At 57.0% G+C, this 23,010-nt stretch carries 18 protein-coding genes; 12 read left to right on the top strand and 6 right to left on the bottom strand.

Annotated elements, in window-relative coordinates:
• Positions 1–29: 29 nt before the first annotated feature.
• Genes AXW11_RS01605 through AXW11_RS01615 form a run of 3 tightly spaced genes read right to left on the bottom strand, consistent with a single transcriptional unit; the run spans position 30 to position 6,651 of the window.
• Positions 30–5,084 carry a diguanylate cyclase gene (locus AXW11_RS01605; protein ID WP_091640802.1) on the bottom strand — a complete coding sequence of 1,685 codons (5,055 nt, stop codon included), beginning with the start codon at positions 5,082–5,084 and terminating at the stop codon, positions 30–32.
• A 19-nt stretch (positions 5,085–5,103) separates the two neighbouring features.
• Entirely contained in the window at positions 5,104–5,829 is a 726-nt protein-coding gene (locus AXW11_RS01610; RefSeq protein ID WP_041334144.1) for a hypothetical protein, read from the bottom strand.
• A 9-nt stretch (positions 5,830–5,838) separates the two neighbouring features.
• Positions 5,839–6,651 (bottom strand): gamma-glutamylcyclotransferase family protein, encoded by an 813-nt coding sequence (locus AXW11_RS01615; RefSeq protein ID WP_091640812.1) that lies wholly within the window; start codon positions 6,649–6,651, stop codon positions 5,839–5,841.
• A gap of 260 nt (positions 6,652–6,911) precedes the next feature.
• Here AXW11_RS01615 and AXW11_RS01620 point away from each other — a divergent pair, with 260 nt between their 5' ends.
• The 3 genes from AXW11_RS01620 (at position 6,912) to AXW11_RS01630 (ending at position 10,577) form a co-directional block, all read left to right on the top strand.
• Entirely contained in the window at positions 6,912–7,793 is an 882-nt protein-coding gene (locus tag AXW11_RS01620) for an AEC family transporter (RefSeq protein WP_041334147.1), read from the top strand.
• A gap of 186 nt (positions 7,794–7,979) precedes the next feature.
• Positions 7,980–8,837, top strand: coding sequence for an EamA family transporter (locus AXW11_RS01625; protein WP_041334148.1), 858 nt, complete (start codon positions 7,980–7,982; stop codon positions 8,835–8,837).
• Positions 8,838–8,966: 129 nt separating this feature from the next.
• Positions 8,967–10,577: a BCCT family transporter gene (locus AXW11_RS01630; protein ID WP_091640816.1), complete on the top strand. Its 1,611-nt coding sequence runs from the start codon at positions 8,967–8,969 to the stop codon at positions 10,575–10,577.
• Positions 10,578–10,613: 36 nt separating this feature from the next.
• On the opposite strand, the gene AXW11_RS01635 is transcribed toward AXW11_RS01630, so the two are convergent.
• Positions 10,614–11,906 carry a hypothetical protein gene (locus AXW11_RS01635; RefSeq protein WP_091640819.1) on the bottom strand — a complete coding sequence of 431 codons (1,293 nt, stop codon included), beginning with the start codon at positions 11,904–11,906 and terminating at the stop codon, positions 10,614–10,616.
• 536 nt (positions 11,907–12,442) lie between these two features.
• Between AXW11_RS01635 and AXW11_RS01640 the strand changes: the two genes are divergently transcribed.
• The 5 genes from AXW11_RS01640 to AXW11_RS01660 all read left to right on the top strand — a co-directional run bounded on the left by AXW11_RS01640 (position 12,443) and on the right by AXW11_RS01660 (position 17,719).
• Positions 12,443–13,525, top strand: coding sequence for a TRAP transporter substrate-binding protein (locus AXW11_RS01640; RefSeq protein WP_007152684.1), 1,083 nt, complete (start codon positions 12,443–12,445; stop codon positions 13,523–13,525).
• Between the two features lie 120 nt (positions 13,526–13,645).
• A complete protein-coding gene (locus tag AXW11_RS01645) occupies positions 13,646–14,191 on the top strand; it encodes a TRAP transporter small permease subunit (protein WP_007152683.1) in 546 nt (181 codons plus the stop codon).
• On the top strand, positions 14,188–15,480 hold the full coding sequence (locus AXW11_RS01650; protein ID WP_075196986.1) for a TRAP transporter large permease: 1,293 nt from the start codon (positions 14,188–14,190) through the stop codon (positions 15,478–15,480). Before AXW11_RS01645 ends, AXW11_RS01650 begins: the two co-directional genes overlap by 4 nt.
• 193 nt (positions 15,481–15,673) lie before the next feature.
• The gene (locus AXW11_RS01655; RefSeq protein ID WP_041334152.1) at positions 15,674–17,023 is read left to right on the top strand and encodes a cache domain-containing protein; all 1,350 of its coding nucleotides are present in this window, start codon (positions 15,674–15,676) and stop codon (positions 17,021–17,023) included.
• A 54-nt stretch (positions 17,024–17,077) separates the two neighbouring features.
• Positions 17,078–17,719 carry a response regulator transcription factor gene (locus AXW11_RS01660; protein ID WP_041334154.1) on the top strand — a complete coding sequence of 214 codons (642 nt, stop codon included), beginning with the start codon at positions 17,078–17,080 and terminating at the stop codon, positions 17,717–17,719.
• Between the two features lies 1 nt (position 17,720).
• On the opposite strand, the gene AXW11_RS01665 is transcribed toward AXW11_RS01660, so the two are convergent.
• Positions 17,721–18,566 (bottom strand): DUF72 domain-containing protein, encoded by an 846-nt coding sequence (locus AXW11_RS01665; protein ID WP_040474317.1) that lies wholly within the window; start codon positions 18,564–18,566, stop codon positions 17,721–17,723.
• A 144-nt stretch (positions 18,567–18,710) separates the two neighbouring features.
• Between AXW11_RS01665 and AXW11_RS01670 the strand changes: the two genes are divergently transcribed.
• Together AXW11_RS01670 and AXW11_RS01675 are read left to right on the top strand one after the other, a co-directional pair.
• Positions 18,711–19,163, top strand: coding sequence for a carboxymuconolactone decarboxylase family protein (locus tag AXW11_RS01670; protein ID WP_007152678.1), 453 nt, complete (start codon positions 18,711–18,713; stop codon positions 19,161–19,163).
• A 25-nt stretch (positions 19,164–19,188) separates the two neighbouring features.
• The gene (locus tag AXW11_RS01675) at positions 19,189–20,082 is read left to right on the top strand and encodes a sigma-70 family RNA polymerase sigma factor (protein ID WP_091640825.1); all 894 of its coding nucleotides are present in this window, start codon (positions 19,189–19,191) and stop codon (positions 20,080–20,082) included.
• A gap of 4 nt (positions 20,083–20,086) precedes the next feature.
• On the opposite strand, the gene AXW11_RS01680 is transcribed toward AXW11_RS01675, so the two are convergent.
• Positions 20,087–20,656, bottom strand: coding sequence for an NnrU family protein (locus tag AXW11_RS01680; RefSeq protein ID WP_041334158.1), 570 nt, complete (start codon positions 20,654–20,656; stop codon positions 20,087–20,089).
• A 110-nt stretch (positions 20,657–20,766) separates the two neighbouring features.
• Between AXW11_RS01680 and AXW11_RS01685 the strand changes: the two genes are divergently transcribed.
• Positions 20,767–21,141, top strand: coding sequence for a hypothetical protein (locus tag AXW11_RS01685; RefSeq protein WP_091640828.1), 375 nt, complete (start codon positions 20,767–20,769; stop codon positions 21,139–21,141).
• A 130-nt stretch (positions 21,142–21,271) separates the two neighbouring features.
• Positions 21,272–23,005 (top strand): BamA/TamA family outer membrane protein, encoded by a 1,734-nt coding sequence (locus AXW11_RS01690; RefSeq protein WP_041334160.1) that lies wholly within the window; start codon positions 21,272–21,274, stop codon positions 23,003–23,005.
• Positions 23,006–23,010 lie beyond the last annotated feature (5 nt).

Genomic DNA, 23,010 nt, shown 5'->3' on the forward strand with positions numbered 1-23,010 from the left:
ACTGAGTTTGGTAAAAAAGTCTCGTTATCTCAAGCGCTCTCAGCCGCTTGAATTCGGTTTCGGCCGCTCTCTTTGGCTTTGTAGAGTGCCGCATCGGCGGCAAAGACCAATTCCTCGAGACTGCTCTTGTCATCGGGAACGATGGTGGCGCAGCCCACGCTGACGGTGATGCAATCTCGCGCCGTTGAATGGTCGTGCCTGATGTCCAATGCTTCGATGGCAACGCGGGCATTTTCAGCGACCTGTATCGCACCATTTTCGTCAGTATTGGGGAGTATCAGAATGAACTCTTCTCCCCCGTAGCGTGCCACCATGTCGGTTGAGCGCTGCAGTTGCTCCTGCAGTGTCTCGGCTACCCGGATCAGGCATTCGTCACCCATCTGGTGGCCGTAATTGTCGTTGAAGTGCTTGAAGTGATCCACATCGAGCATAACCACAGATAAGGGCTGGGGCTGCCTTCTCAGGCGCAGCCAGGTGTCTTTGAGGTAGGCGTCACCGGAACGCCTGTTGGCGACGCCGGTCAGGCCATCGCGGTCGGCCAGGCGTTGCAGTTCTTCATTGAGTTCTTCCAGCTCTGCCGTGCGTTCAACCACTTTCTCTTCCAGGAGCCGGGAATGGTCCTGTACCTGAGTGTAGAGCCGGGCGTTTTCGATGGCGACAGCCGCCTGGGCGGAGAGCAGTTGAATCAATTCCACCCGGTCGTCGGTGAAGACGGCGTCGGTCAGGTTGTTTTCCATGTAGACCGCCGCCTCAAAACGTTCCCGCACGATGATAGGGACACACAGTACTGATCGTGGATGCAGGTGAATAGTGTAGGGGTCGTTCACAAACGGGCCGTCCGCCATGGCATCGTGCAGGACCACGGCTTCGCCCCTTTGAAACACCTGGCTGATCACGCTCATTGGCAGGGCGAGGGCCTTGCCCTGACGATCGCTGAGTGTTGAGTGGGTGGGGATCTCAACCTGTGGTGACGGCTGCTCTGGCCGGATTATGGCCTCAACACTGAATGTGCCACCGGCCCGGACAATCAGGCAGCCCCATTGCCCACCGGCATTTTCCAGCAGAATCGCCAGGGTTTTCTGCAACAGCTGGTCCAGCACCATCTCGCCGGAGATCTCACGGGAGGCTTTCATAACCGATGCAAGGTCGAGACTGGCCAAATGGCTTCCTGGTGGGCTGAGGTGGGCCTGAACCCACTGACGAAGCACCGGGAACTCGTCCTCCAGCTGTTCTACCTTGCGTTGTGCGCCCCAGCGGTTGTATACCCCGTGGGCACCACGGAGATAACCCTCGGCTGAGCGCCCTTTACCTAGTGCCAGCAGGTGCCGTGCGGCGCGCTCAAAGGCAGTGGCCTCATCGCGCAGGAAGCCGTTTGCCCGTGCCGTGTCGATGGCCGTGTCATAGAGCTCCAGTGCGGCGTCGTGCCTGCCATCCAGGCGGGCGAGTTCTGCGGTCATCAGAAATTGAAGGTGGCGGAAATTCGCTTCGCAATTGTCCGCCCAACGGGTCATGCGCGCCAGGTCCCGTTCCAGGCGTTCTCGTGTGGCCTGTTGGTCAGCCCTGTTCATGGTGGGGAATAGAGTCGTGAGGGTGAGGTTGGCAACAATGTAGAAACGCACGAGCTGGGGCAGGGACATCGCGGACTTGATTAGCTTGTCCTGCTTTCTGACAAAGTGCAGTGCCTGTTCGTAGTTCCCGTAGAGCAGGTTGATCTCGGCACTGTAGATATGATGATTGGCAATGCCGGTCATGAACTGGCGCGTACTCATTGCCTCGAGACACGCCTGGTCATCAAAATCATCGGTGCTCAGACTGGCCGGTGAGTGGGTGGTGCCAAGAAAATTGCGCTGCATCTGCAGGAAGAGGGAACCGGAGTCCAGCGAATCCTGGTAGGCGCACTCGCGAACGATGTCGAGGTTTTCCTGATGCAACTGGCTTGCGGTTTCCAGATCCATGCCCGGGTCCCAGATCACGCAGTCCTGGGCACTGTAGGCCAGATAGAGCAGGTCGCCGGATTGATAGCCGGCTTCGATGCCCTTGCGGAACCAGGGCGTGAGCGTTGCCCAGTGGTTGCTCCAGTGATGAACGAACATGGCGTATACATAGATAACGCGCGCCCTCAGGCTGAGGTCATCAAGCCGTTCATTGATGGCCAGGCCAACCTTGGCGTACTGATAGCCCAGGGCGGGCTCGTTCAGCTCACCACACAAAAGCATGCCGTAGGCGGCATAGGCAAACGCCGATTCCGGGCAGTTGCCCCGATGCAAAGCCAGGTTAACCGCTTTTAGCACCAGGTAGCTGAACAGCTTGCTGCCGGAGAGAAACGCGGCCGCAAAGATTTCCATCAGCAGACGCATGGCGGTCAATGTGGCTGGGTCTTCGATGACAGGAGCGCCAACCAGATCGGTGATTTCGCGGCCAGCCAGGTTCGTCAGTACCCGTTGGCGTTCGACATCGATATCGTGCTGGCTGGGGTGTTCGGTGAAATTGACACCCAGTAGTGCCAGCCCCTCAATGGCAGCGTGAATAGACGCCTCCATTCTACCCAGCGTGGCATTCTGCCGGGTACGTATGGCGAGAATGTCGGCGCGATGCAGCCGGGAGTCCGCATGGTCCAGCATCTGTTCCAACCAATGGTCGGCCTCTTCGGTACGTCCGGTGAGGTAGAGGCAAAGCTGTATCTCTGACGCCAATGTGGCCATCAGTGAGGGCATCTGTGACCAGGCGTCGTCTGGCAGCAATTCCTCGGCGACCTGCAAGTAGTCGAGTGCCTGTTGATAGGCCGAGGTTTGTCGGGCGCGACTGCCGGCACGAAGGTTGAACTCGGCCAGTTGAAGGCGTTCTGGCCCGGACTGGATCAGCGCACGCCCCTGATTGAGATGATTAACGATATCAATCAATTGGTCATCGGCGACCTGCCCGCCGCCGTGTTGTAGCATCAGGCGCCCGACCGTTAGGTGTACCCGGGGGAGCTCGCCGGTTGCGATGAGGTTGTAGGCAGCCTGCTGCACCCGGTCATGCTGAAAACGATAGCTGGGGTTGAGCACCCGCTCTCCGTCCTGGTGTCTCGCCAGGCGATAATCACTGTGTAGCGGCAGCACGGTGTACTGTTTCAACGCCGGCAGAAGGGCCCGGGCGGTTTCCGCAACGGTATGCTCGTAGATGGTGGCGAGCGTTTGCAGGGTAAAGGTATTCCCGATGCTGGCGGCCAGTTGAAGTACGTTCTGCGTTTCGTCCGGGAGCTTTCGCAGGTTATCCAGCATGAACTCAACCACGTCATGGCTGGTTTCATCCCAACTGGCCCTGTCGAGCTGCCAGTGCCATTGGCCACTGCCCGAATCTGACCAGATTGCCCCCTGGGCATGGAACTGTCGCAGCAACTCGTTGGTAAAGAAGGGGTTGCCCTGGGCGCGGTGAAACAGCATCTCGCTCAGTGTGCGGCTTGTTTCCGGCTCGCAACGCAGGGCATCGGCCACCATTTGGTCCACCGACGATTCATCAAGCGGCCCCACAGGGATCTGATGAATTCGCCGATGGTTGTTGAGGTCATCCAGGAGCAATCTGAGGGGGTGCCCAGGGCCGACTTCATTGCTGCGATAGGCGCCAATCAACAGCAGGTGGCTCTGGTCCCTGGAGGTGACTATACGGCGTATCAGGTCGAGGGTTGGGGTGTCGCTCCACTGCAGATCGTCCAGGAACAGCACGACCGGATGGCCTTCGCCGGCAAACACTCGCAGGAATGCGGTCAGTACCAGCTGCAACCGGTTACGGCTCTCTGAGGGTGGCAGCTCGGTCACAGGGGGTTGTTCGCCGATAATCAGCGCCAGCTCCGGCACCAGGTCGATCACCAGGGCGCCGTTGGGCCCCAGCGCACCAAGCAGTTCGGTGCGCCAGCAGTCAAGCTGGTTGTCGGGCTCTAGCATGATTTGCTGCACGAGGGCACGAAAGGTGGCTGCCAGTGCTGAGTAGGCTTCGCTTTGCTGGAACTGGTCGAACTTGCTCTGGACCAGGAAGCCGCGTTCGCGGATCTGGTAGCGATCAATTTCGTTGACCAGTGCCGACTTGCCAACGCCGGAGTAGCCGTGAACCAGGCAGAAGCGGGATCGTCCCTCCACCGCCTGCTCGAACAGGCCCAGCAGCTCCTGCAGCTCGCGCTCGCGGCCGTAAAGTGCCTGGGGAATCAGAAACTTCTGCAGATGATCCTTTTCACCCAGTGTGAAGGGCAGCAGTGGCAGATCCTGTTCTATCGACGTGGCGCAACGGGATAGGTCGTGCAGCAGGCCCAGGCTGCTTTGATAACGTTCTTCCGGGGATTTGGCCAGAAGCTTCAGCACAATGTCTGAAAGGGCCTCGGGTATGTCCTCAAACACGGTGTGAGGCGCCGGAGGCAGACGACTTATGTGGCTGTGTACCCACTCCAGGGTATTGTTGGCTGTAAACGGAGGTTGGCCGGTCAGAAGTTCAAACAGCAGCAAGCCGAGGGAATAGTAGTCCGAGCGGTAGTCGAGGCTCCGATTCATGCGCCCGGTCTGTTCCGGCGACATGTAGGCCAATGCCGCCTCGGGCTGATTGGGCAGCTGTTTGGCCTGCCGCTCCTGCCCCAGCTCCGATGCTATATTGAACCCCGACAGCACCAGTGCGCCACTTCTTGAGTCAAACAGGACGTTATGGGGTGTCAGCGACTTGTGCACGATGTCCTGTGCGTGGATGTCGCTCAGAATCTGTACCAGGGCCTGGGCTATTTTCAGCGTCTGGGGCAGGGGCAAGCGTCTGTTACGGCTCTCGGCCATTACCGAGGCAAGCGAACGCTCACAGGGATCGGTGATGAGCGCCAGGTTCCCACTACCGTGTGGCAATATGTCATGAACCCTGCGTACGCCTTTCACGCCGTCGAGCCGTGAAGCAATGCTGGCTTCGTGATTGAGCGTGGCCACCTGCCTGCGGTCGGGATATTCGGTATCAAGGGTTTCAATGCAGACGTCTGCACCGTCCGAGAGTCGCCGTGCGCGATAGGCCGCCCGGCCTGCTTTTCTCCAGAGGCAGAAGGAGATTGTGTATCCGGGCAGCTGTAATTCGCTCTGCATCAGGTGCCGCTCCTGGGGATCACGCCTGGCAATGGAACACTCGATCGAAGGTGGCGCTGAAGTCCTCTTTGGCGTTGTCCAGTAGGGGGTGGCCATGGCCACAGAGAACGTGTTTGAAGTTCAGTGTTTTGAGCCGGTTAAAATCCTCGGCAGCAGGTTCCGCCGCCTGCAGCCAGACTGGGCCAATGTTGGCGGGTGTGAAGAAGCCCATCTGCTCCATTCGCTGTCGCGAGGCGTCGCAGAAGTGCTCGTCGGGTTTCAGCCAGTTCTGCAGGGCGTCACAGGCTATCAGGATGCCGCCATCCCGCTGGAGGTGGAGTACGCCTTCAGGAAGTTTGGTAGTTTGGAACTGAAATAGCGATGCGTCACTCAGGGGCAGCGTCTGGCCGAGGACGTTTGCCTCTCTTTCAGACCCGCTTTGGTCCTCCGGTTCCAGACCTGGCATCACCCAGTACTGCGCCTGGTAACGGTCAACATAGAACGCATCGTCACGCCCATGCAGAGCGCCAAGCCGAATCACGTCGGTTACTTTTCCCAGTCGGTCCAGTTCCGCCAGGCCGTCATCATCAAGGCGGACCGTATTGATAAGGATCAGCCGTTCACCGTCACGGACGATGGTCATGTTGCGGCTGAATTGCCAATCCAGGTCCATAAGGACGGTTTCCATGGCACCACTGACAAAAAACAGATCCGGCAGGATCTCTTCGATGGCATTGTGTGCCAGGGCTGGCGGGAAAGACGGCATGAGAACTCCTCAGTCTTTATCATAGTTATAGCGGCCGACGTAGCGATACTCTCTGGCGTATTCGTTCAGATAGGCGTTGAGGTATCGCTTCTGGGCCTTGTTGAGGCGTCCGTTCCGGATATCGTCCATGGTTTCATCAACCTTGCTGCTGTCCAGCCGTCTGAGGTGAAAAAGCGTCATGTCCCTGCCTCCAAAAAAGCCTTTGAGGAAGTGGTGCAGAGGCCTCGCCTCGGACATATCAAACACGGCCCCGTAGAGGGCTGTGTACAGCGGCTGTTTTGCCAGCAACGCCCGGTCAAATGTTGGGTAGTCTCCGGGTGGTGCCGCGAACGTTGGGTACTCATCAAGTTGATGAATGGGCTGATTGGCCAGTGACTCCAGGTATTTGCCATCCAGTCCGGCCTGGCGGCCTCCCTCCAGAACGATGTTCAGGTAACGACGGCTTGGTCGGCAGTCGTTGTCGATAAATTGGGGCATGCCCACATAGGTGAGAGCAGAGACCTTCGGGGCCATTGCCGCGCTAGGGTTATCCGGCTCTACCTCGATCTCTATGCGGTTATAGCCATGCCCGTAAGCTTCGGCCTGATCTAACAGAGAAAGCGCCTCGTCCGGGCATTCATGGAGCACGCCGAGAACCCGGTCGTCCGGGTGGCCGGTGTTTTCGATGTTGCCAACACCACCCTCATGGCGGAAGAAGTGCTGCACGTTGAAGCGCAACTGCCATCCGTGCAGCACCGCTTTCGTAGATGCCCGAGGCTCGACACCCTTCGCTCTCAGCGAGAGCATGCTCATGTTGGAGCCAAAGCCAAAGTAGTAAAACATAGATTCAATAGGTTACAGGTTAACCTGCCCTCAGGTACTTTTCTATAACCTGCCACGGCAAAGGCGGTGGCAGATTGGCTTATCAGCAATACGGCCAGGTATCGGTTTTCGCGGAGCTACCTTTACCCCGGGATATTGGGGCTTAATGGTAGTCTATATGGCATCATTATTTATGATCTCGCGTTGAAGTTATACCCGAGTATTGAAAGTGCCAAACCCCGTTCCCTTTAGCCTGAAACCATGACCTCTCTTTATTCACTATGATTCAGCATCTCACAGAAGCCCTTGTCCCTCTGCTGTCTTTGATACTCCTCGGGGCCATTCTTGGCCGAAAAACCGATTTTTTTGACGGCAAGGCATTGGCTGGCCTGGTTACCACCGTTGGAATCCCCGCGTTGCTGCTCCACTCCGTATTGAGCATGGATATGGGCATTTTAGGAATGGGTGCCCTTGTAGGCATTACCGTGGCCTGGCTGGTCGTCATGGCGATGGTCACTGCACTGTTGCTTACGCTAGCTGGCCTGCCGGTGAGGTCCTATCTTCCGGCGTTGGTGCACCCGAATACGGGCAATATGGGGATTCCGGTGTGCTTTGCGCTGTTTGGTCCGCAGTCGCTTGGGCTGGCGGTGGTGATTTCCTCGGTGATTCAGGTCAGTCATTTTACGTTGGGAATCGGCTGCCTGTCCGGGCGGTTTTCCATCAGGGCAATGCTGAAGAACGGGCCCGTCCTGGCATTGATCGCAGGTGCTTTTCTGTTGGCGACAAACATTCGCCCGCCTGGACCGGTGATGATAACGCTGGATATGCTGGGCTCGATTACCGTACCGATAATGCTAATGCAATTGGGCAGCTCTATTGCCAACCTGCGGCTGTCAGGCGCGCGGGATATGCTAAGGCCTCTCGTGTTCAGTCTGTATCGGCCATTGGGTGGTCTAGCCCTTGCGTGGGTGCTGTTGCTGATTTGGCCGTTGAGCGCCATGGAAGCGCAGGTTTTCCTGATTCAGTGTGCGATGCCGGTGGCGGTAATGAGCTACGTACTGTCGGTGCGCTATCAAGGGCCGTCGCAGGAGATCGCTTTGACTATTCCAATGTCGTTGCTGGTTTCTTTGGGGATTGCCGTAATTTTTGCCCTGTTTGCGTAGTGGGCAGCGCCCGGGATTGCTGCGGCGAACATCAGGTCGGCTTGCGGCTCCAACGTATTGACGGTGCCCAGTTTCCGTAGTCACCCTGAATGAACCGTGTCTACCAGCAATCGTTTGGCCGGGCGGGAGAGTATTCTGACTGATCACACGCCAGAACAATCCGGTGACCGCGCGCTAAGAAGTGCAATGCTTGTAGCGCTTGCAGCCCTTTTCTGGGGGCTTTCGGGTGGTATCGGCGCCATCCTGCTCGCAGAAGGGTGGGGCTCGTTCGTAGTCTCGTTCTACCGGGGGATTGTCGGCCTGCTGTTTGTACTTGTCTGGCTGATTCTACGTCCTGGGAACAGCGGATTGGCCAAGCCGCGGCTCTGGTTCTGGGCGGCGGTGGCCGGCCTTGGCGTGGCGGGCAACTTCTCCTTCTATTTCCTCAGTATCTCCGAGGGCAGCGTTGCCGTCGCGGCGACCCTCATGTATTGCGCCCCGGTGTTCGTGTTTCTGGTTTCCTTTGCCATCGGGCTGGAGCAGCCGACGCCGTTCAAATGCGTGGCCATTGTCATCGTTATTGTCGGCATCGCTCTACTCACGGGTATCTATGACGTTGGCGGTAGCAGTATTACGTGGGTTGGCGTGGTTGCCGGCCTGCTTTCGGGGTTGTCCTATGCATTGTTTATTTTCGGCTTCAAGTTTGCTGCCAGGAACGGCAGCCCTCAGGCTGCTCTGGTGATCGCGTTTGCCGTGCTCGGTATTGTTCTGATCTGGCCAGCCAGCCTTGTGCAGGTCATTGCTGTGCTGGGTGCACCGGAATGGCCGATGTTCATTGCGCTGGGGGTGCTCGGTGGTGGCGTGTCTTTTATAAGCTATATCGTGGGTCTCAAGCACACCGTACCAACCGTCGCTGCCGTTGTAGCGATGGTCGAACCTGTTACCGCTACGCTCTTCGGCATTTTATTGCTCAATGAGAGCTTGGGCGGCGTCCAGTTCCTCGGCATGGGGCTCATCCTGGTCACAGTGACGGCCTTGAGCGTCTATTCGAGCAAGTCCCAGTAGTAATCAACCGGGATTTCAGCGTTCTCTGGCGATAGCCATTTGCCTTCAGAAACATGAAATCTCGCCCACAATTTGGCGTGCCGTTCGATTAGCTCCTATGTTGTCGGAAAGACTCGGGGAGGAATCGTCATGGAAGCTCTCGCAAAAAAGTTGGGTCTCAGGACCAACCCGACCATCTTTTTCACGTCCGCTGGGATCATGATCCTGTTTCTGGTCGTGCTCCTGATTGCGCCCGGCCCAATCGGAGAGGCCTTCGGAGCGGGGCGTGAATGGATTGTTACCAACCTGGGTTGGTTTTTCATTTTCGGGGTGACGAGTTGGGTAGCGTTCCTCTTGTGGGTTGCGCTCAGCCGATTCGGCGCCATCCGGCTGGGCGGCAACGACGCGAAACCGGCCTACAGTAATATTTCCTGGTTCACCATGCTGTTTGCCGGCGGCATCGGTACCGTGCTGATGTTCTGGGGCGTGGCCGAGCCCATCTCGCACTTTTCTTCCCCGCCGAGGCCGAATGTCGAGCCCTATTCGGTCGAAGCCGCCGACGATGCCATGAGCTTCGCTATCTACCACCTGGGGCTGCACACCTGGGCGATCTTCACCATGCCGGGGCTTGCCTTTGCGTATTTTATCTATCGTTACGACCTGCCGATGCGCTTCAGTTCGGTGTTCTATCCGTTGATCGGCGACCGCATATACGGGCCTCTCGGCAAGACTCTCGACGTGTTCGCAATCCTCGGCACGCTGTTCGGTGTGGCGGTGTCAATCGGGCTGGGCACGCAGCAGATCAACGCCGGGCTGACGGAGTTGTTTGGTATTCCGGATGCGGTAATCACCAAGGTGCTGATCATTGCCATCCTGACGGCCGTCGCTGTGGGGTCGATCGTCGCCGGGCTGGACTCTGGTGTGAAGCGGTTGTCCAACATCAATATCGGTATGGCCGTTGGCCTGATGGTATTCGTGCTCTTCACCGGTTCGACGGTTTTCCTTCTGCGAGCCGTGGTTGAGACGTTCGGCCTCTACATATCGAACCTGCTGCCCATGGCCTTCTGGAACGACACACTTGCAAGCTATACCGGCGACGATGGCGGCTGGGGATGGCAGGGCAGCTGGACGGTATTCTACTGGGCCTGGACGGTGACCTGGTCGCCCTTTATCGGCATCTTCGTGGCGCGGATTTCACGGGGGCGGACCATCCGTGAATTCGTGCTCGGGGTCCTGTTCGCGCCATCAATCTTCACCCTGATCTGGTTCGCCATTTTCGGCTGGTCAGCAATGCAGATCGATGGCATTGGGACGGAGGCCAGGGAGGCGCTGGGCGAACAGGCGGGGGTGTTGTCACAAGCCGTAGGGGAGAGTGTTCCCCTGGCCATGTTCGCGTTCTTCGAAAACTTCCCGGGGGCTACGTTGATTCAGGGCTTGGCGGTTGTGATTGTCGCCATCTTCTTCGCGACCTCATCGGACTCCGCTTCCCTGGTGGTCGATATGTTATGCACGGGCTCTCCGGACCCAGGCCCCTGGCATCAACGCGTTTTCTGGGGTGTGTCTGAAGGCATGCTGGCAGCGATGCTGATCGTACTTGCCGGTGATGCCGGGCTGACCGCGTTGCAGGAAGTGATCACCGTGGTTGGCCTGCCGATGTTCATCCTCGTATTCGCCATGATGTTTGCCCTGTTCCGCGGCCTGGCCCAGGAGAAACTCAGCGAAGTGAGGGTGGGCAGTCCACCGCGGCCGGAGCAGTTGTGACCTGAATGCCAGGAAAGAGGATAAGTCTACGCTGCATTATATCTGCTTGTAGACCACCTCTGACAACCGGCTGCGGTTGCCATCCGTATCCAGGGTGCGGATAGCGAAGTACCAGGTGCCTTCGGTGAGCTCGTCCACCAGCAACTCGTCGATAGAGGCGTCGCCAACGGCCAGGCTTTGGTCCAGGCTGTCCTCGCTGTTGCCGTAAACCACCTCAAAGCCGGCAATTTCGCCCATTGCGAGACTGTCTCCATTTTCTCTGGTGAGCGGCGCGGTCCAGCTTAGCAGGGCTGCGTTGGCCGGAACGGTGTCCTCGGGGCTTGGCTCGGGGGCCGGCGGTTCGCTGGTGTCGTTGTCCGTTCCGTTGTCGGCGACAGTATCTCCAGTGCTGTTGTCGTCACTGGTATCGGGCTCTGGTGTATCGACAACGCTTGTGTCGTCTTCGCCGTATACCTCTGCAATGGTCTTGAAGCGTTGTACGTAGCGGTATTCGGCCACCACGAGTCTTTGGCTGATGACGCTCGAGTCCACCTCGGCCTGCAGCTCAGAGGCCTGCACTGCCGCGGCAGACACGAGATCGGCCAGAGCGATGTTTTCGCCGTCGCCCATCAGGCTGATCTGGCCGGTTTCGAGAATCTGGGTTGCCACGTTGTTCAGGACATCGGAAATGTTGTTCCATTGGGCGTTGTTGTTGACCAGGGCAAGGAAAGCCGCATTGGCAACGGCGACCTGCAGGGCATCGGCAGACACGCCGTTAAACTCGTCCAGGCGAGTCAGGTCTGGCGGGTCGAGGCGCAAGGAGCCTGCTGCCAGGCCAAACCAGCTTTCAACCCTTTCATAGGCCCCAGAGAGTGCATCGGGGGAGAGCCCATTCTCGTTACGCTCAGCCAGCGCCACGGCCAAATGGGTCAGCGGCGTGAGGTTGACGGTCTCCATGCGAAGATCACCGGCTCCGCGCAGACTGAAACTATCGTCCAGCATCATGGTGTCGCCAAAGGCAACCGGCTCGGCGCCGCTGCGTTCGCATTGGGGAACGACGTCGCAAGTCATGCGGGTATTACTGTCAGCGGTAAGTTCTACCAAAGCCCAGCTGTCCGCCTTTCCTCGCAATTGCCACACATAACTACCGTCGTTTGCTGTCAAAACCGGTTTTGCGGCCTGTCGCTGTGGAGCATAGTAGCCGTCTTTGTCGGATATCAGGCGAGTGGCGGTCACCAGGCCTTGTTGAATAACGCCTTTCATGGCGGCGCCGGCAAGCTCAACCGTTTCAGCCGCCGGAGTGGTTGACGCTTCTGACTGTGGTGTCGTGGCGTTGTCTGAGGACGTCATGTCGAGACCGCAGCCCGAAAGCAGAACCGCTAAAGATAGAGTCAGCAGTCCATGCTTCGTTAAATTATTGCCGCAAGTTGACATTGTTTCGCACCAATTTATTGACGAGTTCGGACGAATCTTACAGCGGCATTTTTCGGTTATATGCGGTCTGGTTCAGGGTTTTTCGGGTGAGAATCGTCAGGAAGTTGGCGCTTACAAAGCGATACACGGTGAGACTGAGCGTTACATGGTCTCGGGGCGATTTTGGTTCCTTAGTTCGCTGTTATTTATACAGTTTATGCAATCGACCCGGCAGCCGGGACATTTGCTTGGGCGCGGCCGGACTATTAGCGATTACAAATTTAAACGGTGGGCAGGAGTTGGATATACCTCTAAGTATTAATGCGTAGTTTTTCTGCGGCGCTCTAAGTAATCACTGCGTATTGGTTTGGTCATTCCTACGGATTGTTAGTTCTCGCTCAAATCGTGACCATAAGTCGCGAATGACGACCCGAGCATCGTTCTAATACAACAAACACAACAGGAACAAGATCATGAAAAACTTCTTGAAAGCTGCTGCGACCGCCGCAGTGGTGTTCTCCGTGCTGTTCACGTCCTTTGCCCACGCTGCTGATAAGAGCTACACCCTCCGACTCGCAGAAACCTGGGGGCCGAACTTCCCGATTTTCGGTGATGCCACCAAGAACATGGCGGAAATGGCCGAAAAAATGTCCAACGGCCGGCTCAAGATCCGGATCGATTCCGCCAACCGCCACAAAGCGCCTTTTGGCGTCTTTGATATGGTCAAAGCGGGCCAATACGATATGGGCCATTCAGCGTCTTATTATTGGAAGGGCAAAGTGCCCAACACCCTTTACTTCACCAGTATGCCGTTTGGTATGAACGCTCAGGAGCAATGGGCGTGGTTCTACCACGGTGGCGGTATGGAGCTGATGCAGGAAGTGTACGAGCCCCATAACATGCTGTCGTTCCCGGGCGGTAATACGGGCAACCAGATGGGCGGCTGGTTCCGCAAAGAAATCAAAACCCTGGAAGACCTCGACGGGCTGAAAATGCGAATCCCCGGGTTTGCTGGCGAAGTCTTTGCCGAAGTTGGCGTTAATCCTACCAACATCCCGCCAGGAGAGCTTTACACCGCCCTGGAGCGCAACACCATCGATGCGGTTGAGTGGGTAGGCCCGGCCCTGGACCTGCGTCTGGGTTTTCAGCAGATTGCTGACTATTACTACACCGGCTGGCATGAACCCGCCACCGAGTTGCAGTTCCTGATCAACAAGGATGTCTGGGAGGACCTGCCGGCGGATCTGCAGGAAGTTCTGCGTGTCTCTATGCGTACGGCATCCTACGACATGCTGACCCAATCCGTGCATGCCAATGCACAAGCTTGGGCATCCATTCGTGACGAGTACCCGAACGTCAAGGTCAAAACCTTCCCGGACGATATCTTCAAAGCCATGGTCGCGGCTAACGAAAAGGTCCTGGAAGCGTATTCCAGGGATAACGAGCAAGGTCAGCGCATTATCAAGTCACAGCAGGCCTATCTGGACAAAACACGTGCTTACATCGACATCTCCGAGCGCGCCTACCTGAACACCATGGCCGAACTGGAAGAGTAAGTTTCCCGCCATTGGCCGGATGCTTGGCGCTTCGCAAGAAGCGTCGGCATTCGGGTGTTTTCATGAGTCCTATTTAATCCCGATTGGTCCGGAGTCCCCGCTTCGGCAAGAGGAGTTGTAATGCGTTGGTTAATTGCTGTGGATGATGGGTTAGGCGCTGTATCTCGAGCGTGTGGCTGGGTCGCAAGCGTGGCATTTGTCCTGATGATGCTGAACGTTTTCTACGATGTGGTGGCTCGGTATGCCTTCAATGAGGTATCCATTGGGATGCAGGAATTGGAGTGGCACTTGTACGCCGTCGTCTTTCTGATGGGCATTCCTTACGCCATGAGGACGGATGGTCACGTGCGAGTGGACGTTCTCTATGCCGGCCGCAGTGAAGCTTTCAAGGCTTGGGTCAATCTTGTTGGGGCCCTTTTTTTTGCGCTTCCGATTGCCGCCATGATCGCCTGGCTGGGTTGGGGATACATGCTTGATGCCTATCACATGGGGGAAGGCAGCGGAGATCCGGGAGGTTTGCCCTACCGCTTTATTGTTAAAGGGCTGATTCCGTTTTCTTCATTCTGGCTGGCGGTTGCCAGCGTGGGCATGGCGACCTTCGCTCTCAGGGTTCTTGTCAAAGAATCCGCCTACGACGAGCAAACCGGTGCAGGAGGTCTGGCATGATCGGGATGATAATGTTTGGGGTCTGCCTCTTCATGCTGCTGTGGGGCTTTCCTGTTGCGTTTACGTTCGGCGGCGTTGCGTTGATTTTTGGCCTGATTGCAGAGGGGCCGCAACTGTTTGCCTTCATGCCATTCCGCATTATGAGCATTATGCAGAACACGGTGTTAATGGCGATACCGCTGTTCATTTATATGGGCATCGTGTTGCAGCGCACCCGATTGGCGGAGCAATTGCTGGAGTCCATGGGGCGACTGTTTGGTGGATTGCCCGGGGGACTGGCGATATCCACCATCGTGGTCGGTGCTTTACTGGCCGCCTCCACTGGAGTGGTGGGTGCCAGTGTCGTGGCCATGGGGTTGATTTCGCTCCCGGTCATGCTGGCGAATGGCTATGACAAAAAGCTTGCCTGCGGCACCATTTGTGCCTCAGGCACCCTGGGGCAAATTGTGCCGCCATCCATCATCCTTATCATCCTCGGTGACGTGCTCGGCTTGCCTGTAGGGGACCTTTTCAAGGCCGCGGTGATCCCCGGTGTGGTGCTTGTGGGGCTCTACATCGGGTATATCCTGTTCGTCAGTTGGCGATCGCCGGGAACGGCGCCAGCGATGCCGCGGGATAGCGATGACAGCCGGGCACAGGAAATCGGCAAAGCCCTGATGGCGATCATACCGCCGCTGGCATTGATTGTTGTGGTACTGGGCTCGATCTTTACCGGTATCGCAACGCCGACCGAATCTTCAGCCCTGGGTGCCGTCGGCGCGCTGGTTCTGGCCGTGGCCTATCGCCAGTTTTCCTGGCGGATGATGTGGGAAAGCTCTCGGGATACGGTCAAGGTGACGGCCATGGTCTTCGCCATTCTGGTAGGGGCAACCGCCTTCTCCATGGTGTTCAGTTACACCGGTGGCGACTACCTGCTGGAGGAGTGGATGCTGCAACTGCCGGGTGAGAAATGGGGCTTCCTGATCCTGACCATGCTCATTATTCTGGTTTTGGGTTTCTTCATCGACTTTGTTGAAATCTCCTTCATCATCGTACCTATTTTGGCGCCCATCGCTGAACTGATGGGTATCAATATGCTCTGGTTCGCCATCCTGATCGCGATGAACCTGCAAACAAGCTTCCTGACGCCGCCCTTCGGGTTCAGTCTTTTCTACCTGAAAGGAGTATCACCACCCGAGGTTAAAACCACCGACATCTATCGCGGTGTGGCGCCATTCATACTGCTGCAGATAATGGTGCTGATCGCGATCCTGATCTTCCCCGCGTTCTTTGGTATGTCATCCTCCTGAGCGAGTTCTGGAGGCTTTTATTAATGACGCTGAGGGCATGTTTCGATCTGGCTGAAGTACCTTGACTGGAGGTTTGGCGGGCCTTGGGAGACTCTTTTCCAGGCCCGCTCTTTTTTACGGTTTGGGTTAGACTGATGGAGTCTCGCAACCGATGCCTAGATGGCGTGTGCTTATAAAGGACAATGTGACGGTCATGTCGTTAAGAACAAAATTGATACTGCTTGCCCTGGTTCCCCTGCTGGTGGTGACCGGTATTTTCTCCGCGGTGACCTTGCACCAGGGCGACATACTCATGGAACGCGAACTGCAGATTTTTGAGCAGAACCTGCGGCGGTCCAAGGAAACAGCGTTGAAAGACTACGTTTCCATAATGCGCACCGCTATCGAATTTGTCCGTCAGAACGCGGCCAATGATGATGAAGCCCGCGACAAGGTTATGGCTCTGATGCAGGAGGCCTCATTCAGTGACGACGGCTATTTCTATGCCTACACCCATGACGGATTGAACCTGGTCCACGCAGCACAGCCGGCCCTGGTCGGGCGGGATATGTACGATTTCCAGGACAGTAGCGGGAACTATCTGATCCAGAATCTGATACGGATTGCTGACAATGGCGGAGGGTATTACCAGTATCTGTGGCAGCAGCCTTCCACCGGCAAGGAAGTGGATAAAGTTGGCTACGTTGAACAGATTGAAGACTGGCAATGGATGTTTGGTACGGGATTGTATATCGATGATATTGCCGCTGAGATGCGGGCCATCGAAGCGGGCGTGGACGCTAACGTTAAACAGACCCTGTGGGCCATTCTGTTGGCGTTGATGGTATCAATCGGTGTTGTGGTGTCTGCGGGGGTTCTGTTTAATGTGCACGAACATCGCTTGGCGGACCAGAATCTGAAAGAGCTGAGCCACAAGACCGTGCAACATCAGGAAGAAGAACGCCGCCGAGTATCGAGGGAATTGCATGATGGCATCAACCAACTGCTGGTGTCTGTGAAATATCGGTTGGAGACGGCCATGACCCATATTCCAGAGGGTGACTCCGTCGCCCAGGAGTCACTGGTGAAAGGCGGAGAGGTTTTAAACCGTGCGATACAGGAAGTACGGCGTATTTCCCATGATCTGCGCCCCAGCGTACTGGATGACCTGGGGTTGTTGGCGGCGCTCAACCAGTTGCTGGATGACTTCCGCGAACGTAGCGGGATCGTTATGGACATAGATATCCAGCCACCGCAGGAGGATATTTCCGAGGAAGTAGCTACAACGCTGTATCGTATTGTTCAGGAGGCCTTGTCGAACGTTGAGAAACACGCCCAGGCCACCCGGTTGGCGCTGAGCCTGGAAGAGGATGCGGAGGGACTCTTTCTGTGCATTTCCGACAACGGCGTGGGCATTGCCGAGAAAGATGCATACGCCAGACGAGGCATCGGGTTGCGTAATATGCGCGAGCGTGTGGAGTTTTTGGGTGGGGAGTTTGAGGTGTCTCCGCGGCCAGGAAACGGAACCCGGATAATGGCTTCGTTCAAACAATACCAGGCATAGTCGAAAGAATAAGGATAAGCCTGGCGGTCTAGTAAACCTGACGGTAACGGTCCTATGAGCACATCAGAATCTGTAGTGAAGGTCATGCTGGTCGATGACCATATCCTTGTCCTGGAAGGTATCAGGGCGCGGCTGGAACAGGAAAAGGGCATCGACGTCGTCGGCCAGGCAACCGATGGGCTGGAGGCCCTGGAACGGGTCAAAGACCTGAAGCCGGACGTGATCATGATGGATGTCAGCATGCCGAACATGAACGGGATTGAAACAACGAAAATTTTCCAGGAGCGCTATCCCGATCTGAAAGTGCTTATCCTCAGCATGCACGACAACCGGGAATACATTTCACAGCTGATGTTTCATGGCGCCAAGGGTTACATCCTGAAGGACGTATCGGTTGAGGAAATGGTGAGCGCCATTCGTACCGTGGCTGATGGCGCCACCTACATCTGCCGGGCAGCGACCGAGACGTTGTTTCGTCATGGGGAAACAATGGAGCCGGTGGAGAGCAAACTTACTCGCCGCGAGGAGGCCATTCTTTCCAGAGTGGCCAAAGGGCTTAGCAGTAAAGCCATCTCCAATGAGCTCAACATCAGCGTGAGAACGGTGGAAACCCATCGGCAAAACATTAAGTCCAAGCTGGATTTGAATACCACGGCGGAGCTGACCAAGTACGCCTATGACCAGCAGTTGCTCTGAGTCAGAATAGCCCCATCTGGGGCTGGGTCTCGTCGAGGTCCAGGGCATCAACCATGGGTGCCCGTTCACGCAGTAACTCATTCCAGAGCGCCGCCAGGGAAAGGGCATCGCCCTTGTTCGGCATGTGCATGAAAATATAGGGACGTTTCCCTTCCTCGATCCACGCAGCTGCGCGCTCAACCCAGGGTGCGAGAAACGGACGGTTGGCCTCCAGGTCGGGATGGCCGACAAAGCGGATCACCGGCGCTGCATCCACAGGGAGCAGATGCACTGGTACTCGCGGCTTTTTGCGCTGTGCATCGCGTGTTTCCTCGTTATCCGGCGTCGCGGCAAAGAGTGCCCGGCTGTCCATGCACACCCGTGCAATGCGGCGTTCTCTCAAGCCACGATTCAGGGCTTTCTCGGCCTCTCCCTTGTCAAAGAACGCACTGTGGCGAACCTCAACGGTGCAGGTCAGGGTCGGGGGCAGGGCATCCATAAATCGCCAGAGGTTTTCCAGACGCTCTGGCCCGAAACTGGCGGGAAGTTGCAGAAGAATGGGGCCAAGCACATCGTTGAGTGGCGCAATTATCTCAAGAAAGTCAGATACTTCGCGGCCAGCGCCACTCAGTAGACGGTCATGGGTGATCAGGCGTGGAAACTTCAACAGAAAACGAAAGTCATCGGGCACCTGTGACCGCCACTGTCGGCACTGTTCCTGGCTGGGCGTGGCGTAAAAAGTGGTGTTGCCCTCCACGCAATTGAGGGCACTGCTGTAACGCGCCAGCGGGCTCTGACCGGGAGGGAGTCGGCTGGTCCAGTCGGGATGTTGCCACTGGGGGCAGCCGAGAAAGTAGGGTTGTGCCATGGTCCCGTTTTACCACCGTTTATCAAGGGTCTGCTAAAAATTAGTCTCTGTATGTCACAAACATCAGGGCTGCCCCGTCTACCTCTGTAGAACCTACGTGGACATGATGCCACCTCGTGTCCCCCCATGCAGAGGAGTAAGATAATGGAAACGCGATTGAATGCCTACAAGGCCTCCCCGGATGCCATCGCCGCAATGACCCGGCTGGAGGAGTACGTTGGCAGTTGTGGGCTGGAACACAGCCTCATCCACTTGGTGAAAACCCGGGCATCCCAGATTAACGGTTGCGCCTATTGCCTGCACATGCACACCAGCGATGCCCGCAAAGCCGGTGAAAGTGAAGCACGGCTCTACCTGCTGTCCGCTTGGCGTGAGTCCGGGCTCTACACACCTCGTGAACGGGCTGCCCTGGCCTGGACCGAAGCACTGACGAACGTGGCTGACACCGGTGCACCCAGTCAGGATTACGAGCAGGGGCGAGCGCATTTCACCGAGAAGGAGTTCGTCGACCTGACGTTGCTGATCGGTGCGATCAACGTCTGGAACCGGATCAGCGTAGGCTTTCGGGCGGTTCACCCGAATGACCGTAAACTGTAACCAAGTACGCCGGGAACCAATTGCCATGAATGAACAGCCCGCGCATCAGTTTGATCACTGGCGCCGATACCTGACAGGCGTCGCGTACCGCATGCTGGGTTCGGTGACGGAGGCAGAGGATGTGGTGCAGGATGCATACCTGCGTTGGCACCATGCCGATCACCTGTCAGTCGATGATGTGCGGGCCTACCTGACCACGGTCACCAGCCGGCTTTGTCTTGATCGCCTTCGCGCCGCTCATCGGCAGCGGGAGGTCTATGATGGTCCCTGGCTGCCGGAACCTATAGTCGAAAGTCAGGACACTCCGGCAGGCGCCGAGGCGCTTGCCAGTGATGTGTCCTTTGCCCTGATGCTGGCGCTGGAGCGGTTGTCTCCCCTGGAACGTGCTGCATTCCTGTTGCACGATGTATTTGGGCTGGATTTCAGCCAGGTCGCTGTGAGCCTGGAACGCAGTGAAGCCAGTTGCCGCCAACTCGCAAGCCGCGCCCGGAAACGTGTGCAGGCTGAGCGCCCGCGCTATGAGGTGAGTTCAAGCGAGCATAATCAGTTGACCGATCGATTCTTCGACGCCGCCCGCAGTGGCGATGTGGCAACGTTGAAGGCGCTGCTGAGTGAGAACGCCATACTGCATACCGATGGTGGGGGAAAGAGGATTGCAGCGCGGCGCCTGATTCTTGGTGCCGACAGGATCAGCCGGTTCTTTGAAGGCGTGGCGCGCAAGTCTGCATCGCCCAGCCCTCGGTGGGTTAAAGCCGTTTTCGTGAATGGGCTACCGGGATGGTTGACCATCGAACAGGATGGGCTGCCACAGATCACGACACTGGATGTGGTGGATGGCCGTATCCAGTCGGTCTATGTCGTGCGCAACCCGGACAAACTAGGGCATTTGGCCAGCCACCTGCCAGAGTTGCGTGTTTAGGGTGTCACACTGGCGCCACCCCGAAGAGCCATTGGTGAGCCCACATTACCAGCACCGCATAAACCGCGAGGCCACCAACAACCGCTATGGCATCGTTCGCTTTGCTGGCCGGCAGGGTCGCAATCGGCCGCTGGGTTCTGCGTTTCAAGGAGATCCGATCCACCACGGCCCAGGCCAGGAAAGAGCCGAACAGCAACAGGTCGTGCAGCATCCCGTTCGCGAGTATGTGAGCCAAAGCCCAGAGCTTGACCGCGACGAGCATGGGGTGCCCAAGTTTTGCCTTGATCTTGCCCGGGAAATAGGTGGCCAGCAGTAGGGGAAAGACCGGAATCAGAAGGAACATGGCCAGGTGCCGGAGCCAGCCTGGAGATGTGTAAATGACGGTCGGGTCGAGGCGGGCGTTGCCATACCCCCAAACGATCAGAACCAGACCGACCAATGCGGCCAGCGAGTAAAGCCCCTTGAACGCCCCTTCGCCAAGGGAGTTGTGCAGGCGATTGCGCAGCGGTTCGTTGACGATGGACAGAGAGTGCACGCCAAGAAATAAAACCAGACCAACGATCAGTGTTGCCATTTACCCATGCTCCGTTGAGAAATTCCAGACAGTATAGTTGCGCAAACCGGGACAGGGCAGCCTCAAGCGTTTATCATCCGGAGCCTGTTTTACCGGATTGAGAAGGCCCCATGAAGTTTCCAAAAGTCACGGTCGTATTGGTTTCCGCAGCCCTGTTGTTCGTACTTTGGGAGCAGACCCGGGAGCGCCCGCAACCCGTGGATGCCCGCCGTTTTGCCAACCTTGCGGATAATCCAGTCGAACTTAGCGTAGCCATGGACTGGGTCGTTCGCCAACTCCCCGTGTTGTGTGAGGACGCGACTGGACAGGATTCGGACTCCGGGGCTCATTCGACGTGCGTCAGTGAAGGGGAGACCCGTACATCGGCCTGCCGACGTGCGGTTTATGATCGTTTTCCGAGTGTGATCGCCTCGGAACAGGTGTTCCGAGATGTCGCCCTCAGCGCGATGAACTGCCTTGTCCCGCAGTCCGGATTGGTTGAATAAGCTTTTAACCAATGACGTACAGGACGTATGGACGGTGTTTTATGCGAGTATCCCGGACGAACACCTGAATCGGCACTATAGTGGGGTAACATCAACACCATAGTGAGTTTCCGTGTTCTGTGGCCAGACGATGACCCGTACTCAATGCCTCGATAGTGTCCTCCGGCTCCAAAGCCGAGCCCTCTTTATTGCCGGGACTCTCTCTTTCAGTCAGATCGCTTGGGCGCAAATTGACACCGACAATTGTATTGTCAGCGAAATCCAGCCGGACGCCATTGATCTTGACCAGCCCCGGGATCAACTGGCTCGCCAGAGCGACTTGGATATTCCGGCAGGTGCCAGAATCGGCCGAATAAACATTATTCGGCGCCCGATCTTCGATACCACCGATCCGGAACAGGACAACTTTCTTTATCGCACGCTGAACGCCCTAAATACCCCGACCTGGAAATCGGCCCTGCGTGCCCAGTTGGTGTTCGACGAAGGTGACGTTTACCAACCGGGTACGCTGGACGAATCCGAACGTATATTGCGGCAGAGTGAGTACCTGACGGCCGCGTGGATCGGTGTTACCCGCGTTTGCGGGAATGAGCTGGAAGTCACTGTCCTTGCACGTGACACCTGGACGTTACTGCCGAGCGTTGGTGCTTCCAGGACGGGAGGCGAGAATAAAACCAACACCGGCCTTTCTGATCCGAATTTCCTGGGTTCCGGCAAGAGCGTGGGGATCTCCCACAAAAAAGATGCCGACCGCAGCGAGACCAGTGTCGATTTCGATGATCCGAACGTGCTTGGCTCCCATTGGCAGGCAGGCCTTTCCTACGATAAGCGCAGTGATGGGCGCGGTCGCAGTGCCTACCTTGAGCGTCCATTCTACAGTGAGCTGGCGGAGTGGCGATTTGGCCTGAGTGGTGAGGATGACATTCGCGAACAATCCCGCTATGTGGGGGCGGAGGCAATTGCGGACTATCGGCAGGACCGCGATTTTGCCAGTGTTGATGTCGGCTGGCGACTGGCAGAACGCAATGGCAGCCAGTTAAGACTGCTTGCCGGTTTTCGCTACGATGCCCGGGCGTTTGAGCGCTTACCGGATGAAACCAATCTGGACCTTCTGCCCGATGATCGGACACTGAGCTACCCATGGGTCGGGTTTGACTACCGTGAGAACCGCTTCCGGGAAATGACAAACCTGACTCGTCTGCAACGGGTCGAGGACGTGCGGGACGGCTTCGTGTGGCGTACCGAGCTGGGGTACTCCTCGCCGGGACTTGGAGCGACGGAAGACCGCGCCGTACTGAATATGGACTTCCGGGATGCTTTGCTGGCCACTGACACCAACTACGCCAGCTACGGGTTCAGTCAGAGCGGCACCTGGCGATTTGACCAGCACCGTTTCGAGAATCTTATCGGAACCCTGAGCCTGGAGTACTTTCATGGCGGGGCAGTGGACTGGAACAGTTGGTACACCAACCTGTCGTTCACGGCAGCGCACAATTTGACCGTGGATCAACAGCTTCTTATTGGCGGTGACAACGGCCTTCGTGGTTATCCGAGCAACTACCAGCAGGGCAACAGAAGAGCGCTGTGGACACTGGAGCGCCGTTACTTCCCGGACTGGCACCCTTTCGAGCTGTTTCGCATGGGGGGTGTGATTTTCACCGATGTAGGCAGAGCCTGGTTTGATGATGGTCGCAATAGCGGACCCGATGACGGCGTACTGACGGATGTGGGATTCGGCCTGAGGCTGGCCTCAAGCCGGATCGAAGTACAGCGAATGCTGCACCTGGACTTCGCCTTCCCGCTGGCGGGAGATGACAGCGTTGACCAGGTGCAGGTCTTGTTGCGGGGTCGTTCGCGATTCTAAGCGAC

It is taken from the genome of Marinobacter sp. Hex_13, from assembly GCF_001566815.1.
In the GTDB taxonomy this organism is placed as follows: Bacteria; Pseudomonadota; Gammaproteobacteria; order Pseudomonadales; family Oleiphilaceae; genus Marinobacter; species Marinobacter salarius.

Excerpts from the sequence above, each read along its gene's own strand:
- AXW11_RS01605 (WP_091640802.1), bottom strand. The coding sequence starts at position 5,084 with ATGCAGAGCGAATTACAGCTGCCCGGATACACAATCTCCTTCTGCCTC.
- AXW11_RS01610 (WP_041334144.1), bottom strand. The coding sequence starts at position 5,829 with ATGCCGTCTTTCCCGCCAGCCCTGGCACACAATGCCATCGAAGAGATC.
- AXW11_RS01615 (WP_091640812.1), bottom strand. The coding sequence starts at position 6,651 with ATGTTTTACTACTTTGGCTTTGGCTCCAACATGAGCATGCTCTCGCTG.
- AXW11_RS01620 (WP_041334147.1), top strand. The coding sequence starts at position 6,912 with ATGATTCAGCATCTCACAGAAGCCCTTGTCCCTCTGCTGTCTTTGATA.
- AXW11_RS01625 (WP_041334148.1), top strand. The coding sequence starts at position 7,980 with ATGCTTGTAGCGCTTGCAGCCCTTTTCTGGGGGCTTTCGGGTGGTATC.
- AXW11_RS01630 (WP_091640816.1), top strand. The coding sequence starts at position 8,967 with ATGGAAGCTCTCGCAAAAAAGTTGGGTCTCAGGACCAACCCGACCATC.
- AXW11_RS01635 (WP_091640819.1), bottom strand. The coding sequence starts at position 11,906 with ATGACGTCCTCAGACAACGCCACGACACCACAGTCAGAAGCGTCAACC.
- AXW11_RS01640 (WP_007152684.1), top strand. The coding sequence starts at position 12,443 with ATGAAAAACTTCTTGAAAGCTGCTGCGACCGCCGCAGTGGTGTTCTCC.
- AXW11_RS01645 (WP_007152683.1), top strand. The coding sequence starts at position 13,646 with ATGCGTTGGTTAATTGCTGTGGATGATGGGTTAGGCGCTGTATCTCGA.
- AXW11_RS01650 (WP_075196986.1), top strand. The coding sequence starts at position 14,188 with ATGATCGGGATGATAATGTTTGGGGTCTGCCTCTTCATGCTGCTGTGG.
- AXW11_RS01655 (WP_041334152.1), top strand. The coding sequence starts at position 15,674 with ATGTCGTTAAGAACAAAATTGATACTGCTTGCCCTGGTTCCCCTGCTG.
- AXW11_RS01660 (WP_041334154.1), top strand. The coding sequence starts at position 17,078 with ATGAGCACATCAGAATCTGTAGTGAAGGTCATGCTGGTCGATGACCAT.
- AXW11_RS01665 (WP_040474317.1), bottom strand. The coding sequence starts at position 18,566 with ATGGCACAACCCTACTTTCTCGGCTGCCCCCAGTGGCAACATCCCGAC.
- AXW11_RS01670 (WP_007152678.1), top strand. The coding sequence starts at position 18,711 with ATGGAAACGCGATTGAATGCCTACAAGGCCTCCCCGGATGCCATCGCC.
- AXW11_RS01675 (WP_091640825.1), top strand. The coding sequence starts at position 19,189 with ATGAATGAACAGCCCGCGCATCAGTTTGATCACTGGCGCCGATACCTG.
- AXW11_RS01680 (WP_041334158.1), bottom strand. The coding sequence starts at position 20,656 with ATGGCAACACTGATCGTTGGTCTGGTTTTATTTCTTGGCGTGCACTCT.
- AXW11_RS01685 (WP_091640828.1), top strand. The coding sequence starts at position 20,767 with ATGAAGTTTCCAAAAGTCACGGTCGTATTGGTTTCCGCAGCCCTGTTG.
- AXW11_RS01690 (WP_041334160.1), top strand. The coding sequence starts at position 21,272 with ATGACCCGTACTCAATGCCTCGATAGTGTCCTCCGGCTCCAAAGCCGA.